The sequence below is a fragment of the Vibrio superstes genome, from assembly GCF_003569005.1.
Lineage (GTDB): Bacteria > Pseudomonadota > Gammaproteobacteria > Enterobacterales > Vibrionaceae > Vibrio > Vibrio superstes.
In genome coordinates this window covers 644,812-662,793 of the sequence record NZ_BCUR01000001.1, presented here as the reverse complement: position 1 = coordinate 662,793, position 17,982 = coordinate 644,812, and the positions used below count along the sequence as shown (strand labels likewise).

The window sequence follows — 17,982 nt, the reverse complement described above, 5'->3', positions numbered from 1 at the left end:
ATGAGTTTCCAATTTGTTGTACTTTCCGTACTGTTTTTAGGTTTTTACGCAGTACTATCCAATTTTAAAAAGCAAAAGAAAACATTTAACTACCGCGTATTAAGTGCATTGGTAGGTGGTCTTTTATTTGGTGGCGTGATTCAGTTGTCACTGGGCGTTGACCACAGTGCAGTCGCGAGCTTTGGCGAGTTCATCTCTGTATTTGGTAAAGGCTACATCAAGCTTCTACAAATGATCGTTATTCCATTGGTGTTTGTGGCTATGGTTTCTTCGGTCATGAACGTAGATGGTGCGGGCGCACTGTCGAAAATAGCACCAAAAATCATTGGTTTATTGATCTTCACCGTAGCGATTTCAGCCATCATTGGTGTTGCAAGTATCTATATCTTTGGTATTGATGCTAACACTATGGTCACCTCTGTTGGCTCTAACGGCGCTATTGAAGCTCGTGGTGATCGTCTGCTTTCAACTCAAGAAAGCATGTCTAGCAATGGTCTAGCTGCACTTGCTCTATCAATCATTCCTGCAAACGTGTTCGATATGTTGACGGGCTCTGAAAGAACATCAACGCTATCTACTGTTCTATTTGGTATGTTCCTCGGCTACAGCATCCTGCAAGTTAAGAAGCGTCGTCCAGAGAAAGTACAAAACTTCGTAGATTTCATTAACTCTGCTAAAGAAGTTGTACTGTCTATGGTTCGCGAAATCTTGAAGCTAACGCCATACGGTGTGTTCGCTCTGATGACGTCGTTCATGATGACAAACGACCTATTTGCTCTTGCAGAGATGGGCCGTTTCCTAGTTGCAAGCTACGCAGCAATCTTTGCTATGTACTTAGTGCACATCGCTATGGTATCCATCACGGGTTTGTCTCCAATGAAGTTTGTGAAGAAATCATGGCCTGTATTGGTGTTTGGTTTCGGTTCTCGTTCAAGCATGGCGGCTATCCCACTTAACGTTGAAACGCAAAATCGCACTTTAGGTGTAGACGAAGAAACTGCCAACATGTCAGCAACGTTCGGTACGAGTATTGGCCAAAATGGTTGTGCAGGTATCTACCCAGCAATGCTAGCTATCATGGCTGCGCAAGTCATGGGCATTCCAGTAGACCTAGGTTTCATTGTTCAGCTAGTTGCCGTTATCGCGATTGCTTCATTCGGTATTGCTGGTGTGGGTGGTGGTGCTACCTTCGCAGCTGTAGCGGTACTGACTATCATGGGATTAGATATCACGGTTGTAGCAATCCTAGTCTCAATCGAAGCCTTGATTGATATGGCGCGTACTGCATTGAATATCTCTGGTTCTATGTTGTCCGGTGTATTGACTGCGAAGAAGAACGGCACGCTAGACAAAGAAGTGTATAACTCGGAAGTAACCAAAGGCACTGAGAATCCAGAGGAAGCGATAGCTTAATCGGTCTCTTTAATAAATATAAAGAAATACTCTATTTGGTGGCCATATTGGCCACCCTTTTTAGTTAAGGTTTTAGTATGAAAATAGTGGTGATCGGCGGTAACGCGGCGGGTATGAGTTTTGCGGCAAAGTACAAACGCAATCAGCCAAGTGATGAAGTGGTTGTTATCGAAAAGCGTGACTATATCTCCTTTGGCGGCTGTGGCTTGCCTTACTTCGCTGGTGGCATGTTTGATGATACTGAGCGAATGATTTCTCGTACTCCAGAGCAGGCGATTAAGTCTGGACTAGATCTTAGGATCTCTACAGAAGTCATCGCAGTTGACCGTGCCAATAAACGAGTTGAAGTGCGAGTTGAAGGTACCATTGAGTTCATCGACTACGACAAGCTCATCATTTGCACAGGTGCTAGGCCCATAGTGCCAAGCTTCGGTGAGTTTAATCCAGAAAATGTATATACCCTGACGAGCCAAGAAGATGGTCTGGCAGTAAAAGCTGCGTTTGCAGATGAGAAAAATAAAAATATCTGTGTCATAGGTGCCGGCTTCATTGGTCTTGAGGTATTTGATGCCGCTGACCATTTAAACAAGAAGGTGACTATCATTGAGCGTGCCTCACGCGTAATGAGCCGCCAGTTTGGCGCAGATATGGTGTCTGCCGTAGAACAAAGTATTACAGAAGCGGGTGCGGACTTAAGAGTCGATTGTAGTGTAGAAGCCATTCAAGATGCTGATGCTGGTGGCTACGAGGTGATCACAGATAAAGGCTCTGTATTTGCAGACGTGGTTGTTATGTCTTTGGGTTTTAAGCCTAATACCGAGATGTTTGATTTAGACAAACATCCAACAGGTGCATTGCTTGTTAATGAGTTCGGCCAAACAGCAGATGAACACATTTACGCTGTGGGTGATTGCGCTGTGGCTCACCACATTGCTTTAAACCAATCGGTTTATCTGCCGCTTGCTACAACGGCGAACAAGCAAGCTCGAATGATGGCAGACAATCTATCGGGCAAAGATGTTTATCTGGAAGGCTTCCTAGGTTCTTCATGTTTGAAAGTCTTAGATTACGAGATGGCCTGCACGGGTGTCACTCAGGCACTAGCCGAAGAGTCTGGCATTGAGCACAAGATCTCTGTGATTTCAGACAAAAACCAAACCGACTATTACCCTGGTCAAGAAGATATTAAGGTGAAGTTAATCTACAACCCAACAACCAAAGTAATCTTAGGTGGCGAGATCGTTGGTAAGAAAGGTGCAGTAAGCCGCATTAATGCTCTAGCAGTTGCAATTACAGCTAAGATGACCACATCGCAATTGGGTTATCTCGATTTCTGCTACGCTCCTCCGTTTGCTCGTACGTGGGATGCCCTGAATGTCGCGGGTAACGTAGCCAAGTAAGTCATACTCTAACTAAAACCCTAGAAGTGGATAGTCCATTTCTAGGGTTTTTGGGTTTAAGGCTCACTGCTTTCTTGAAAGTGAAGGTCAGTTTAGGGCTAGTATATTTCGCACCGCCTCTTTGCACTGCCCTATATTCTCCACATCACTGGGTACAACCAACACAGTATCATCACCGGCAATGGAGCCTAATATGGCTTTGTCTGCGTCAAAATCAATCAGTCTCGCGATGAGCTGGGCACTTCCAGGTTTTGCCTTTACTACAATCATGGATTTGTTGTCTTCAATGGAGTCAATCTGGGAGGCAATAGAGGAGTCAAATTGTATAGCGCTGGTTTCTGGTGCTAAGCAGTAAATCTTTTTTCCTAGGGCGTTTGGCGCCTTGATAACCCCAAGTTGAGTCAAAAGACGTGAAACCGTTGATTGGCTGATTCCAGCAAAGCCATTTTTGATTAGGCTTTCTCGTAGTTCACTCTGATTGTGAAAGCTGTTTTCCTGGAGAAGACGTTTACATACGTTTTCCAATGACTTCTCTTGAGATTGAGGGTGACTCAAGGTGGCACTGCTGTGCATAGAATTACCTTAGTGATGCATTAATAGTATTAGGTGTGAGCGGTGCAATATTATCATCGAACTCCCCCCCTTAGGTATGAAGAAGATCACTGTATCACTATTATATTTATTATTGATAATCAATGACTTGCATAATATATGGGTGTGTATACTTAGTTGGTTGCATATTAATTGTAGATAAAGGTCCATGCAGGGTATCACTGATATTCCTCCTATTTTTATTACTCAGGTTGCACAACAAAGCAGTGATAACCCTTTATATTTTCACACCATTCCAGTTTTGAATAGTTACCTTGCAAATTTATAGTAAATAAATAATTAAATTGATATGAATCAAGAGTGCTGTGCACTTGGTTGCAGTATCAAGCGTTATAAATGAACGCATCTAGTGCCAGTTGCTCAATTTTCATAAATAAGTGATGCAGTTATCAAAAATGGAATGATTGATGTCGGTATTTGGTGTTTTGATCACGGAACTTTAGGCGTAACTTATCCATATCGAAGCGATAGCCAATAAGTTTTATATAGCTAACCTTCGTGGGGAGATATAAAGGGTAGCCAAGAGTCAGTTTCTAGGAACAAGTTAACTTTCGACTGTTTTTTATATTAAGTTACACTGCTAAATATGAGGTTTTATTATGAGGCTGGATGGAATCAGCGGTGACATTCTTGTTGCAGCTAAAAGAGTTATTCTTTGCCAAGTAGTATTAGCCATCGGTGTAGTTTTATTTGAAGTGTTTTTCGGTAATAAAGTAGATATGGAATCTGCAGTGTTGGGAGTCGTAATCGCGATGGTACCACCATTGATTGGTTTTATATATGCAAGCCTTAAGGTTCAAAGAAATCCTAATTATAGCTTGCGCGATCTAATGCAAATGAGTCGTGTAGTTAAAATCATATATACGTTTGTAATGTTTATCTTAGCATTTCGATTCTTTGGTCTGGATAACCCAGTCATCTTAGAAGCGTATATTGTGACTATGATTGGATATTTCTTAACACCGTTTATTACTGGCTCTAATAAATCGGAGTACGCGTAGTATGGAACAAGTTACTACCGCTCACGAATATATAGAGCATCACTTAACCTTCTTAACTACAGGTGATGGTTTCTGGGCATTCAACATTGATTCAATGTTGGTTTCTTGGATTACAGGTTTACTCTTCATTGGGGCATTTCGATACGTTGTAACCAAGGGAACCAGTGGCGTTCCAGGTCGTTTTCAATGTCTTATCGAGGTTATCTTTGAGTTTGTAAACAATCTAGTAAAAGAAATTTTTCAAGCAGAAGATAAATTGATTGGGCCGCTGGCATTAACCACCTTTGTTTGGGTTCTGTTAATGAATGCAGTCGACTTATTACCAATCGATTTAGTACCAACGCTTACTGGCGCAATGGGACTGACACATTTCAGAGACCTACCGACGGCGGATGTCAATATCCCTATGTCGATGGCATTGGGTGTATTTATTCTGCTATTAACGTACACGTTTAAAAATAAAGGGCTAAAAGGTTTTATTAAAGAGCTAACAACTCAGCCATTTGATAATCCACTTCTATACCCAGTTAACTTTATTCTTGAACTAATAACGTTAATTTCAAAACCAATATCACTAGGTTTGCGATTATTCGGCAACATGTACGCAGGTGAAATGATATTTATCCTGATTGCATTAATGCCTTGGTGGATGCAGTGGGCACTGAGTGTTCCATGGGCTTTATTCCACATACTAATCGTATTCTTACAAGCATTTATATTTATGGTACTGACCATCGTCTATTTAGGCATGGCAACAGAAGAACACCATTAATTACTAACACAGATTTAATTAACAAATTTATATATCGGAGATACAAATGGATATCGTAAGCGCAGTTTTATATGTAGCAGGTGCATTACTGATTGGTTTGGGTGCGGCAGGTGCAGCATCTGGTATCGGTAACCTAGCGGGTAAATACCTTGAAGGTGTTGCACGTCAACCGGATCTAACACCAATGCTTCGTACTCAATTCTTCATCATGATGGGTCTTGTGGATGCTGTACCGATGATCGGTGTTGGTATCGGTCTATACATCATCTTCGCAGTAGCTTAATTCATTAATTAGCAAGCTTTGAAAAGATCGATTTATAAGTAATCAAGATTTAGTGAGGAAGGTATGAACTTAAATGCAAGCATGCTAGGACAAGCAATCTCATTCGTGATTTTTGTTTGGCTATGTATGAAATATGTATGGCCACCTCTCACCGCGATGTTAGACGAGCGCCAAAAAGAAATTGCTGATGGCCTACGCCACTCAGAAAATGCAGCGAAAGAGCTAGAAATAGCGAAAGCAAATGGTGCTCAACTCATCGAAGATGCGAAAAGAAATGTGACTGAACTGATTGAGCAAGGCAACAAACGCCGCAGTGAAATCGTCAGCCAAGCTCAACAAGAAGCTGAGCAAGAGAAAGCGCGCATCTTAGAGCAAGGTAGAGCCGAACTAGAAGGCGAGCGTCAAAAATTACGCCAAGAACTCCAGGCGAATATGGCAGACGCTGTAATTGAAAGTGCACAGAAATTGATTAGCAAGAACCTAGATTCTGCAGCGAACCGAGCGTTAGTTGATCAATTGATAAGCGAAATCTAAGCGGAGGCAATATGTCAGATTACACCAGTATTGCTCATCCCTACGCTAAAGCATCGTTTGACTTTGCTTTAAGTGAAGACAAGTTACAAGAGTGGCAGTCAATGCTGTCAATCCTTGTAGCTGTGGCAGAAGAAGAAACGATCGCTAATGAGATCTCTTCAGCAGAAGGGGCAGGCACACAGCAAGCCGAAGAACTGGCCAACATCATAGTTGAGGTTTGCCAAGGACTAGTAGACGAACACGTCGTGAACCTAATTAGAGTCCTGGCAGAGAATGGTCGTCTTTCGGTTGTAAGAGAGCTGTTTGAGCTGTTCAGCGAGCTAAAGGATGAACATGAACGTGTAGTTTCTGTCACTGTCACAAGCTCAGAATCGCTTACAAAAGAGCAAGTTGCGTCACTAACTGCCGCACTTGAGAAGAAATTAGAGCGTCGAGTTGAACTAGAGCAAGTTCTCGATAACACATTGGTTGGTGGGATTGTTGTCCAAGCGGGCGAAACAGTCATCGATGGTTCTTTGAACACATCAATTAGCCGATTAGCTAGTCAACTTCACGCGAGATAGGTAACAGATATGCAATTAAATTCAAATGAAATTAGCGATCTGATCAGAGAGAGAATCGCGAAATTTAATGTGAGCACTGAAGCTCGCAATGAAGGCACCATAGTCTCTGTTCGTGATGGCATCATCACAATCAACGGTCTTGCTGATGTAATGCAAGGTGAGATGATTGAACTGCCAGGTGGCAAATACGCACTAGCACTTAACCTTGAGCAATTCTCAGTGGGTGCCGTAGTTATGGGCCCTTACACTGACCTTTCTGAAGGCATGAAAGTAAAAGGTACTGGTCGTATCTTGGAAGTGCCAGTAGGTAATGGCCTACTAGGTCGTGTAGTGAACACGCTTGGTGAGCCAATTGATGGTAAGGGCGCAGTAAGCTTTGACCAACTTGACCCAGTAGAAGTGATTGCACCGGGTGTAATCGAACGTAAGTCGGTCGATCAACCCATTCAAACTGGCTATAAAGCCGTTGATACCATGGTGCCAATCGGTCGTGGTCAACGTGAGCTAATCATCGGTGACCGTCAGACTGGTAAAACAGCAATGGCGATTGATGCCATCATCAACCAAAAAGATTCTGGTATTAAGTGTGTGTATGTCGCTATCGGCCAAAAAGCATCCACTATTGCTAACGTAGTGCGCAAGCTTGAAGACCACGGTGCACTTGAAAACACCATCGTAGTGGTAGCATCAGCATCAGAATCAGCAGCACTTCAATACCTAGCACCGTATGCAGGTTGTACCATGGGCGAATACTTCCGTGACCGTGGTGAAGATGCACTTATCATCTATGATGATCTGTCAAAACAAGCGGTAGCTTATCGCCAAATCTCTCTATTGCTTAAGCGTCCACCGGGTCGTGAAGCCTTCCCTGGTGACGTTTTTTACCTCCACTCGCGCCTACTAGAACGTGCCGCTCGTGTAAACGAAGAGTACGTTGAGAAATTCACCAAGGGTGAAGTAAAAGGCAAAACGGGTTCATTGACGGCACTGCCTATCATCGAAACCCAAGCGGGTGACGTATCAGCGTTCGTACCAACCAACGTAATCTCGATTACAGATGGTCAGATTTTCCTTCAGACTCAACTGTTTAACTCAGGTTTGCGTCCAGCGGTTGACCCAGGTATCTCGGTATCTCGCGTTGGTGGTGCTGCACAAAGCAAGATCATCAAGAAACTGTCTGGTGGTATCCGTACTGCACTGGCTCAATATCGTGAACTGGCAGCGTTTGCTCAATTCTCTTCTGATTTGGATGAGATGACTCGTAAGCAACTTGACCATGGTGAACGTGTTACAGAGCTAATGAAGCAGAAGCAATACTCACCTATGTCAGTCGCTGAGCAAGCAATGGTTATCTTTGCTGCTGAGAAGGGTTACTTGACTGAAGTGGAATTGAACAAGATTGCGAGCTTTGAAGAAGAGTTACTTGCTTACGCTAAAGCGCAAAATCCAGAGTTGATTGAAAAGATCAACGCAACAGGTGACTACAACGATGAAATCGAAGGCGCTCTTAAAGAGATTCTAGATGGTTTTGTTGGATTGAAGGCTTGGTAATCGCTCCGGTTTGTTGACTGGAAATCAAAACAAATAGGAGCAGATAATGGCAAATACTAAAGAAATTCGCACCAAGATAGGCAGTGTGAGTAACACTCAGAAAATCACCAGTGCAATGGAGATGGTTGCGGCAAGTAAGATGCGTAAGGTTCAAGACAACATGGTGCTAACCCGCCCATATGCCGAGAACATGCGTAAAGTTATCTCTCATGTCGCGTCGGGTTCGTTGGAATACCAACACCCGTATCTTCAACAGCGTGAACCCAAGCGTGTTGCTTACATCATTATTTCATCAGACCGCGGCTTATGTGGCGGCTTGAACACCAACTTGTTCAAGAAGGTGTTGGAAGAAATGGAGCAATGGCGTGCGAAGGGAGTAGAGGTAGAGACAACCTTAGTCGGTTCGAAGGCTATCTCATTCTTCCAACGCGGCGGTAACGTTATCGCGCAAACGGCAGGCCTTGGTGACACTCCAAAATTGGAAGATGTCCTAGGCACAGTGAATGCGATGTTGGGTCACTATGATGAAGGCAAGATCGACAGTTTGTATTTGGTTTACAACAAGTTCGTTAACACCATGGTGCAAGAGCCAACGACAGCAAAACTGCTGCCACACCCGTCAGATGTAGAAGCAGACGCAGATGCAAGAGAAGCACGTCGCTGGGACTACATCTACGAGCAAGCACCAAAAGACATACTCTCCGAGTTGCTACACCGATACATAGAATCGCAGGTGTACCAAGGCATTGTAGAGAGCATTGCGTGTGAGCAAGCAGCCCGAATGGTAGCCATGAAAGCGGCCACCGATAACGCCGGCCAACTGATTGACGATTTGCAGTTGGTATACAACAAAGCGCGTCAGGCTGCCATTACCCAAGAGCTGAGTGAAATAGTCTCAGGTGCCCAAGCGGTATAGGGTTCGGAACAGAATTTGAGGATTTAGACATGAGTGTTGGAAAAATAGTTAAAGTGATCGGTGCGGTGGTGGATGTCGAATTCAGCCACAATAGCGGTCCTCGCGTATACGACGCATTGAAAGTCATCGGCGACGAAGCAGGCTCGCTAGTATTGGAAGTTCAGCAACAAATGGGTGGCGGTATCGTTCGCTGTATCGCGATGGGTACCTCAGATGGTCTACGTCGTGGTTTGCAAGTTGAGAACACAGGCTCGCCAATTACCGTACCTGTAGGTGAAGAGACTCTAGGTCGCATCATGAATGTACTAGGTCAACCTATCGATGAGTGTGGTGAGATTGGGCAGAAAGAGAACTACGAGATTCACCGTGAAGCACCGTCTTATGAAGACCAAGCAAACAGCACTGAGCTTCTGGAGACTGGCGTTAAGGTTATCGACCTTATCTGTCCATTCGCCAAGGGTGGTAAAATCGGTCTGTTCGGTGGTGCCGGTGTAGGTAAAACCGTCAACATGATGGAGCTTATCAACAACATCGCGAAAGCCCATTCAGGTTTATCAGTATTTACTGGTGTAGGTGAGCGTACTCGTGAGGGTAACGATTTCTACTACGAAATGAAAGAAGCCGGCGTACTGGATAAAGTTGCGATGGTTTACGGTCAGATGAACGAGCCACCAGGAAACCGTCTACGTGTAGCGCTGACAGGTCTTACTATGGCTGAGCGTTTCCGTGATGAAGGTCGTGATGTACTGCTGTTCATCGATAACATCTACCGTTACACACTTGCGGGTACAGAAGTATCAGCACTGCTTGGTCGTATGCCTTCAGCGGTAGGTTATCAGCCAACATTGGCTGAAGAGATGGGTGTGCTTCAAGAGCGTATCACCTCAACTAAACAAGGTTCTATCACGTCTATTCAAGCGGTATACGTACCTGCGGATGACTTGACTGACCCATCGCCAGCAACCACCTTTGCTCACTTGGACGCAACCGTTGTTCTGTCTCGTAATATCGCAGCATTGGGTCTTTACCCAGCGATTGACCCATTGGACTCAACGTCTCGTCAGCTAGATCCTCTAGTGGTTGGTCAAGAGCACTATGACATTGCACAGAAAGTACAAACTACCTTGCAACGTTACAAAGAGCTTAAAGACATCATTGCGATTTTGGGTATGGATGAGTTGTCTACTGAAGATAAACAAACCGTGTCTCGTGCTCGTAAGATCGAACGTTTCCTAACTCAGCCTTACCACGTAGCAGAAGTGTTTACTGGTCAGAAAGGTGTGTTTGTACCGCTAAGCGAAACGCTATCAGGCTTCAAGGGTCTGCTAGACGGTCAATACGATGATATCCCAGAGCAAGCCTTCTTGTACTGTGGCTCTATCGACGAAGTGCTTGAAAAAGCAAAATCTATCTAAGAGGCAGGGTGCATCATGGCTATCGGAGTTACAGAAAATACATTTCAACTTAATATCGTAAGTGCGGAAGGTACACTGTTTTCAGGGCCTGCACATGCCCTAGCGGTTTCAGGAGCCGACGGTGAACTGGGTATTCGCCCAGGTCACTCGCCACTTCTAAGTAAGATCAAACCTGGTGTGACTGTGTTTGTTACAGGCCCTAAAGCAGAGGAACAAGTATTGTATATCTCTGGTGGTTTGGTTGAAGTGCAACCTGATGTAGTGACTGTTCTAGCGGATACTGCCTTGCATGGTAAAGACATTGACCGTGCTCGTGCAGAAGAAGCAAAACGCGCTGCTCTAGAAAACATCAACAAGGGCAATATGGACATTAACTTTGCTCAAGCTCAGCTTGAACTTGCTAAAGCCATTGCTCAGTTGCGTGCTGTAGAACTCACTGGTTCTCATACTCGCCACTAAAAATGGAACGTCAGTTTTTGCTGACGTTTTAATCTACCAACTTGGATAAAATTTGGGTTGGTATCAGTTTATAGGCTGGCTTGCTGTCTCTTACCGGTAAGTTGGCCTCCCCAAGTGAGCAGTCGAACGTAAGACTCATTTAGGGACAACAATTTCTTTTAGCAGAGAAACTCAGAACAGTAGTAGTTCTGATCCCCGAAGGCCTCAGGTGACTCACCCTCTCTCTGAGGCTCTTTCCTTTTTGCGATGCAGTCAGTGTAGCTTTGATAATCAAGGTGAACTGCAACCCTCTTCTGACCTCGTTTATTACCTTATACCAATCACAGTAAGTAAGTGGTCAGAAATAGCACAGGAAAAACGCTGGATAACAAGGCAGAACTTTTTGATAAGTAGTAAAAAGGGACCCCCGACGAGATCCCCTTATCATTTGAAGTAGCTATTTAATTAATGCGTCTTAATCGTGGTCTAGTTCTAAATGATAGAAGCTTACCTTGGTGTAATCGCCCGCATCCATACCATTATTAGTACAGCCTACAGAGCCAGTACTGCATTGGTTGTACGCACCTGCTTTGTAGAAGAACAGCGATTGTGCATAGCCAGCATCGTATTTGTTGCCTAGGTAATTACCTTCGGCAATGTTGATGGCAAAGGTCTTGGTGACTGGATTTTCCGTGTCAGCATCCTTGGTGAACTCAAGATTCATGATGTCACCCTCAACATTCACAGTGTAAGAAATCCTCTCATCTAGCTTGATGCCGTCTTGTGGATCTTCTTGACCAAAGCGCAGTTTAGCCTTACCAAACACGTTATGAGAAATGTCTAGACGCTTATGGTAATCATCACCAAGGGCGTTGTTCTCGTAGTTCCAGTAAACAGAACCATATTCGTGATCAGGCAGTTTGCGATAGAAGATTTTCAGTGGCTCGTTGTGGCGAGCGTGGATTTGTCCAATCACTACGGAGAATGAATCGTTGTGCCTATGGTCGCCACTCACACTCACATGATTGACGGCTAGGTCCGCACTCAATTTACCGCCAACGGCAGCATAGTCTTCAGTATGTTTATTGGAAGCAACCGCAAAGTTATTGGCTGGGTCATAGGTGCCAACCTCTGGATTGTCAGCAAGCATCGCATGCAGTTCAGAACGTGCGTTGCTTGAGTTTGGTGTGGTCATCGCCTTATTGGGTGCGACAAAGACCATAGCGCCAGTCTGAGAGTCGGTGTAGAACCACTCAGGATGTACATAGCCTTTGTTCAGCTCTGCCACAGACACTTCCATAACTAGGCCTTCACGTTCAGGCTTGGTGTCTTCGATAGGTACATTGAGCTTCCAGTGGCTCAAGTCAAAGTTTTCAGAGGGTGCTTTGCTTGGGTCTAATTGGGCAAATGCGTGTGAGGAAACAGTGGACGCTAAAATAGCCGTCAGGAGTGTTTTTGTTTGTAGTTTCATGTTGATTCTTTTTTATTAGTGAATGATGGAGAACCTCATATCAGTGCAACTGACTTCTGTGAGGCCCTGCGCACTAAAAATAAAATAAACAGAGTCATGACGGTTTGGAAATAGTATTAATGTATAACAATCATTTAGTTAGCGAATAAGCAGCATTCACTAAGAACAATCGGTGCTGGTGGCTATCCATTAAATGCAGCGAAGCAGAGATAGGCTCGCGTTGGTATTGTTTTATTTTTGCGAATTTAACCCTTTCTCGAACTAGTCTTGCTTGAGTTGGAACTAGGCTAAAAAGTGATCGAGGTAATTATTAATCGAAACAAGAGGTTATATAAATGCGTGTGATTGCGTTCACATTTGGAAACGAAAAGAAGAGTAAAGACATTGGATTTTCAGCGCGTATCCCCATATCTTAATCAGAACTTATTTTGTCTTCACTCAGTCTTCTTACTTTACCGTTTATGAGTTAAAACAAAATAGGAGAGCCAATGAGCTTATTCTTGCGTGCCGCAGTACTATCTCTGTTAGTACTGACTCGTGTACCTGCGTTTGCTGCAGTCCCTGTTGCGCCAAACAATGACAACTCTCGATCAAACAACAATCAAGGCCAAGTATGCTCAGCTAAATTTAAACATAGCTTGAGTGGTCTTTATGGCATCCAAAATCATGATGTCTCCCCAGTTCAACCGTATTCTGACTTCGACGTACTGTACAGCAAGGCGCACCAAGCCCAATCTGAGTTGGAGACGCTATGCAAAAGTACAGCTCTACTCACAACATCAGAGGCCTATTTCTCTGGCATCAAATCACAGCAACGAGCACAAGAGAAAGTGCAATATGAGTTGGGTGGTAAAGCAGAGCGAATTACTGACCTAGCGCGCGCAACCATAGTGGCTAATGATATTTCTAGCTTGATGAATGCCTATGAAGTTTTGGAACGTGAAGCTACGATTGTTAAGGTGAAGAATCGCTTCAAAAAGCCCAACGAATCAGGTTACCGCGATTTGAATGTCCTAGTACAACTGCCAAAAACCAACATTATTGCTGAGGTTCAACTCCACCTAAAAGACATTGCTGATGTGAAGAATGGTCATGAACACACCATCTATGAGCAAGTGCAGAAAATTGAGCGCCTCGCGGCAGTAGAAAGTCGAGACTTTACCGATATTGAAAAGTCACAAATCAAGCGATACCGTTTTCAATCAAAAGAACTGTATCAACAAGCTTGGTTGCCTTATGTGACCACTAATATTGAAGCGGCTTAGGTACCCCAGCAATTAAATAGTTCTCCGATAAAAGCCCTCGGAGACGACGGTTTTTGCCAAAGCCGTACATTCACGTCACCCCCGAGTGCTCTTATCGGGGGTCAAGTACCTCAGCATTTGAATAGGTCTCCGATAAAAACCCTCGGAGACGACGGTTTTTGCCAAAGCCGTACATTCACGTCACCCCCGAGTGCTCTTATCGGGGGTCTAGGTAATCCAGCAATTGAATAAGTCTCCGATAAAAGCACTCGGAGACGACGGTATTGCCGAAGCCGTGCTTTCACGTCACCCTCGAGTATTTCTATCGAGGGTCTAAGTAGCTCAGCATTTGAATAGGTCTCCGATAAAGGCTCTCGGAGACGACGTTTTTTGCCAAAATTAAATAAGTCACACCTTGTCAGGTTCATACAGGCAAATGAGACAAGAGCTAAAAAATACATTTTTTCAATTTGTTATCTCCAGATTCTAAACGTAATTATTGAGCTGTGTCCCAGCTTGCTTCGTACACTCTTAAAACGTTCTCGCCAAGGAACCCTCGTATCTCACTATCACTCCAACCGTATTGCTCTGATAAAACTCGTGCAACTACCCAGCCTTGTTCCACGGTGGTATTCTCTGTTGGGGCACCGAAGCCTAGTTCCGGAGGAAACTTTTCATCATAAGGTAACATTGTGGTTAAAAAGTCTTCATAGTTATGCAGGTAGTCCGTTGAGAAACAGGTTCTGTCTTTACCGATGAGATTAGCAGTGTAAACAACATGTTTTGCAAAGGCCTCTGGAGAAGCGTCACCTTCTTTATTCAAAAACATACCAACACCGGTAGAACATACTGCACCACCATTATCACCAATCGCTATAATTGCTTCATCGTTAAGGTTGCGACCAATAGGTAACAGTCCATAAGCGTTAGAGTGCGATGCGATTATTGGTTTACTTGAATATTTTGCTGCATCAATAGCGGTTTGACTTGAAGAATGGGAAACATCAATGAGTACACCCGCCTGATTAGCACGTCTTATAAATTTCTTGCCTAGTTCTGTCACACCAGAGTTATTGTTAGTACCGCCACCAGCGAGAGCGTTATCGGTGTTATAGACAAAGTTCATTTGCTTTACACCCATAGCGTTATACTTTTCAACAAGGCTCATATCTGCAATGGCGAAATCTGCTCCTTGGGTATTCATTACATACGACGCTTTACCTTGACGATGGTTGTTACGCAGATCTTTGACCGTATGGATTTTCTTTAGCCCTAGTTCATTAGCTAAATCATTGGTTTGGCTAAATGTGTTCAATTCATCAGATATTTGGCTATCTGGAAAGTTATACGTTGACACACTCATCAAACTAACGCCTGCGTCTACGTTTCGCTGGAACCCTTTGGCCACATCTGCTTTACTAAAACCTTTGACACCTAGAGCTGCAGGAAGAATAGTGTTAACAAAAATAGCATCTTTAAATCGTTGCTTGAACGCCTGATCTTTTGCTTTTTCTTCGGGAGTTCGTGGGGAATCAAACTGATTCGCTAAGTAACTCGCGCGAGCTTCAATCTCTTCTTGGTTTTTTCCGCGAGCTGACCAAAGCCTTGCTTTTACGTCTACATCAGAAACAAAACCAGCTTTTGCATTCCACCCGTCTTCAGTATGTATATGTTCATGGTCAATATCATGAGCAAAAACTGGCCTACTTAGCATTAGCAAAGATGCCATTAATGTGTATTTCATCGAGCACTCTCATTTGACAATTTGCGCAAATTCTAATCTACTCGTATGAGGGGCGTTAACCAATTTGCGACAATTCAAACTGGAAAGTGATGTTCTAAAATTGGCAAGTACACATTGATTGAGGTCAGGGTAAGAGTGGTTACGAACACGGGTAAAGATTTCATACCTTTAACGAAATCTAAGTATCTACAGACATCCTTGGAATATTTGCAAAGACATCATCCTGAAGTATTGCCACTTTGGGAACAAAGTGCATTACCCGATAAAAATATGCTAGCCACTGCTGAATGGTATGTACTACCAAATCTAATAGATAAGCTCTCTGATCTACTCGAACAGTGTCTGACTATTTCGCAACAAGTGGCATATATAGAATGGTGTGCACGAGAAAACGTGAGAAAGTCATTAATGTCTGTTGATTTATCGACAAAAGAGACGCTTGAAACGCAGTTGAATCACTACTTTGATTCAGCGATTTATGAGTCTTCAACAGTAAATCATTATTTTTTTCACCAGTTTAATGAGACATGGCTAGTAAGAGATAAGCAACATCAACACAAAATGTCAGATGTGTATGCCGTAGCATTTTGGACACTTTTAATACAAGCAATAACAAAAACCTATTGGTATCCGAAAAGAATTTGGGTGTGCTCAAACGCAGAAGCATATTTTCGTCAGTTGTTTCCGGCCGCAAACTATCAATTATTTGTAGAGAGAGATAAAACAGGAGTCGAACTACCTGAAGGTTTACTTAATCAGGTCGTAAGCACTAAAACGTTAGCTATATCAACGCCACAATCTATAGATAACTGGTTTGATCTTCAAGGCACACTACAGTTGAGCCTTAAACCGTATTTGATCAACGGCAGACCAAGTATTGAAACCGCTGCAAGCATACTTGGTATGCACCCAAGACAGTTACAACGTAGATTGCAACGTGAACAACTTAAGTATTCTAAGGTGGTTGATGAGCTTATCTTTGAGAGTGCTAAAAAAGATCTCGTTCAATCTCAAGATGATATTGCCGATATTGCGTTTCGATATGGCTATCGACTGCAGACCCACTTTAGCCGTGCATTTAAGAAGTACACAAATCTAACGCCAACTCAGTATAGAGAGCATAGGTCGAGCGAACGCAAATGGGGAGACTGGACACGAAAACAGCGTTATCAAAGGATTCGAGACATGCCTGAAGGTTACTTCAACCGTCTAGCCAAGGAGCGACAGCAAGATAAAGGTTACCCAAGCTTTCATATTGCCCCACCTTTTGGTTTGCTCAATGACCCAAATGGCCTGAGTTATTTTAATGGTGAGCATCATATCTTTTACCAATGGTTTCCTCTTGGACCTGTGCATGGTGTAAAGCATTGGTATCACCTGTCCACGGCAGACTTTATTCACTTTAGCGACCATGGCGTCGCACTCTATCCAGATCAGGATTATGACTCGCACGGTGTATATTCAGGTAGCGGGCTTGTGAATAAAGGGGAGTTATTGCTGTTTTTTACTGGCAATAAGCGTAATGGTGATTGGGTACGAGAGCCTACGCAGTGTTATGCAGTGATGGATGTGGAAGGCAAGATCGCCAAAAAAGGCGTTGTAGTTCGTAATTCTTTCTACACTGAGCATTTTCGCGACCCCAAAGTATGGAAAGAAGGAGAGACCTACTACATGGTGGTAGCTGCTCAAACCCATGAGAAACACGGCGCAATGGCATTATTTCGGGCCGATGAGTTAGATAATTGGCATCACCTTGGCCCAGTTAAAACTCGTTATAGTAAATTTGGGTTTATGTGGGAGTGTCCAGACTACTTCGAACTGCAAGGGCGAGGGGTTATGCTTTTCTCTCCACAGGGTGTAAATGGTGACAATGAGTATGACTATAAGAATATTTTTTCAGTGAGCTACCTCGTAGGTGACCGGCTAAATCTAGATACTTTGGAATTGCAGAATCATCAACCGGTTGTCCAGCCAGATTACGGGTTTGATTTCTATGCACCACAAACCTATTTAGATGACCAAGGTCGACGAATTATGCTGGCCTGGATAGGACTACCTGATATCGACCCTCCCTCAGTGCGTCATCAATGGGCGGGGTTATTAAGCATACCTAGAGAGCTAAATCTTCAAGGTAATATGCTAATACAGTCTCCATTGAAGGAGCTACAAGACTTGCGGCAAGACAGCTACCAAGTATCCCAAACAGTTGTGCTTGATACGACCACTTTTGAGCTTGAATTTTCGACCAAGCAAGATTTTACCTTAGAAATGAGCAACTCAAAGGGTCACGACATACGCTTTAGTTTACATGACAATAAGTTCACTTTAGATCGTTCAAATAATAGTATTCTGTACGCTGAAGACTATGGGGTTATCCGCAATGCACCACGCTTAGATAGACAGCAGAATATTCGTCTATTTGTAGATAACTCTGTATTGGAGATATTCATTAATAACGGTAAGCATACTATGACCAGTCGCTTCTTTGTTGACGATATGAATAGCCTAACATTGTCTGAGGGTGTGGCAGCAACACTGTATCCTTTAGCGGGTATTAATGGGTTAAATACAGCGAAAATCCAATAGTGGTGTGTTGCTGATGAGCGTCATTATTTTCTCCATAAT

The 17,982-nt window shown here is 43.5% G+C and carries 16 protein-coding genes and 1 pseudogene; 14 read left to right on the top strand and 3 right to left on the bottom strand.

The annotated features are described in order from the left end of the window. Together D5I41_RS02765 and D5I41_RS02760 are read left to right on the top strand one after the other, a co-directional pair. Positions 1 to 1,413 (top strand): cation:dicarboxylate symporter family transporter, encoded by a 1,413-nt coding sequence (locus tag D5I41_RS02765; RefSeq protein ID WP_119008392.1) that lies wholly within the window; start codon positions 1 to 3, stop codon positions 1,411 to 1,413. Positions 1,414 to 1,490: 77 nt separating this feature from the next. Beyond that, positions 1,491 to 2,813 (top strand): CoA-disulfide reductase, encoded by a 1,323-nt coding sequence (locus tag D5I41_RS02760; protein WP_119008391.1) that lies wholly within the window; start codon positions 1,491 to 1,493, stop codon positions 2,811 to 2,813. An 87-nt stretch (positions 2,814 to 2,900) separates the two neighbouring features. On the opposite strand, the gene D5I41_RS02755 is transcribed toward D5I41_RS02760, so the two are convergent. Next, a complete protein-coding gene (locus D5I41_RS02755; protein WP_119008390.1) occupies positions 2,901 to 3,386 on the bottom strand; it encodes an arginine repressor in 486 nt (161 codons plus the stop codon). A 638-nt stretch (positions 3,387 to 4,024) separates the two neighbouring features. Between D5I41_RS02755 and D5I41_RS02750 the strand changes: the two genes are divergently transcribed. The 9 genes from D5I41_RS02750 (at position 4,025) to D5I41_RS02710 (ending at position 10,919) form a co-directional block, all read left to right on the top strand. Continuing rightward, positions 4,025 to 4,426 (top strand): ATP synthase subunit I, encoded by a 402-nt coding sequence (locus D5I41_RS02750; RefSeq protein ID WP_119008389.1) that lies wholly within the window; start codon positions 4,025 to 4,027, stop codon positions 4,424 to 4,426. 1 nt (position 4,427) lies between these two features. Then, on the top strand, positions 4,428 to 5,198 hold the full coding sequence (atpB, locus tag D5I41_RS02745; RefSeq protein ID WP_119008388.1) for a F0F1 ATP synthase subunit A: 771 nt from the start codon (positions 4,428 to 4,430) through the stop codon (positions 5,196 to 5,198). A gap of 46 nt (positions 5,199 to 5,244) precedes the next feature. Further along, entirely contained in the window at positions 5,245 to 5,481 is a 237-nt protein-coding gene (gene atpE, locus D5I41_RS02740) for a F0F1 ATP synthase subunit C (RefSeq protein WP_004730405.1), read from the top strand. 63 nt (positions 5,482 to 5,544) lie between these two features. Continuing rightward, the gene (locus tag D5I41_RS02735; RefSeq protein ID WP_119008387.1) at positions 5,545 to 6,015 is read left to right on the top strand and encodes a F0F1 ATP synthase subunit B; all 471 of its coding nucleotides are present in this window, start codon (positions 5,545 to 5,547) and stop codon (positions 6,013 to 6,015) included. An 11-nt stretch (positions 6,016 to 6,026) separates the two neighbouring features. Next, positions 6,027 to 6,578, top strand: a complete 552-nt coding sequence (locus tag D5I41_RS02730) for a F0F1 ATP synthase subunit delta (protein ID WP_119008386.1) — start codon at positions 6,027 to 6,029, stop codon at positions 6,576 to 6,578. Positions 6,579 to 6,587: 9 nt separating this feature from the next. Beyond that, complete coding sequence (gene atpA / locus D5I41_RS02725) at positions 6,588 to 8,129, top strand: F0F1 ATP synthase subunit alpha (RefSeq protein WP_119008385.1); 1,542 nt, start codon at positions 6,588 to 6,590, stop codon at positions 8,127 to 8,129. A gap of 46 nt (positions 8,130 to 8,175) precedes the next feature. Beyond that, a complete protein-coding gene (atpG, locus tag D5I41_RS02720; RefSeq protein ID WP_119008384.1) occupies positions 8,176 to 9,045 on the top strand; it encodes a F0F1 ATP synthase subunit gamma in 870 nt (289 codons plus the stop codon). Between the two features lie 29 nt (positions 9,046 to 9,074). Next, the gene (gene atpD / locus D5I41_RS02715; RefSeq protein ID WP_119008383.1) at positions 9,075 to 10,460 is read left to right on the top strand and encodes a F0F1 ATP synthase subunit beta; all 1,386 of its coding nucleotides are present in this window, start codon (positions 9,075 to 9,077) and stop codon (positions 10,458 to 10,460) included. Positions 10,461 to 10,475: 15 nt separating this feature from the next. Then, positions 10,476 to 10,919, top strand: a complete 444-nt coding sequence (locus D5I41_RS02710) for a F0F1 ATP synthase subunit epsilon (RefSeq protein WP_119008382.1) — start codon at positions 10,476 to 10,478, stop codon at positions 10,917 to 10,919. Between the two features lie 454 nt (positions 10,920 to 11,373). Here D5I41_RS02710 and D5I41_RS02705 read toward each other — a convergent pair whose 3' ends face one another. Continuing rightward, on the bottom strand, positions 11,374 to 12,369 hold the full coding sequence (locus D5I41_RS02705) for a polysaccharide lyase family 7 protein (protein WP_162892778.1): 996 nt from the start codon (positions 12,367 to 12,369) through the stop codon (positions 11,374 to 11,376). A gap of 488 nt (positions 12,370 to 12,857) precedes the next feature. On the opposite strand from D5I41_RS02705, the gene D5I41_RS02700 reads away from it, so the two are divergent. After that, positions 12,858 to 13,634 carry a RelA/SpoT-related domain-containing protein gene (locus D5I41_RS02700; protein WP_119008381.1) on the top strand — a complete coding sequence of 259 codons (777 nt, stop codon included), beginning with the start codon at positions 12,858 to 12,860 and terminating at the stop codon, positions 13,632 to 13,634. A gap of 475 nt (positions 13,635 to 14,109) precedes the next feature. Here the strand turns inward: D5I41_RS02700 and D5I41_RS02695 are convergent, their stop codons facing one another. After that, on the bottom strand, positions 14,110 to 15,357 hold the full coding sequence (locus tag D5I41_RS02695; protein WP_119008380.1) for a dipeptidase: 1,248 nt from the start codon (positions 15,355 to 15,357) through the stop codon (positions 14,110 to 14,112). A gap of 270 nt (positions 15,358 to 15,627) precedes the next feature. On the opposite strand from D5I41_RS02695, the pseudogene D5I41_RS21500 reads away from it, so the two are divergent. Continuing rightward, positions 15,628 to 16,464, top strand: a pseudogene (locus D5I41_RS21500) (helix-turn-helix transcriptional regulator); the annotation flags it as partial. 78 nt (positions 16,465 to 16,542) lie between these two features. Continuing rightward, positions 16,543 to 17,943, top strand: a complete 1,401-nt coding sequence (locus D5I41_RS21375; protein WP_235868883.1) for a sucrose-6-phosphate hydrolase — start codon at positions 16,543 to 16,545, stop codon at positions 17,941 to 17,943. Positions 17,944 to 17,982: the final 39 nt, after the last annotated feature.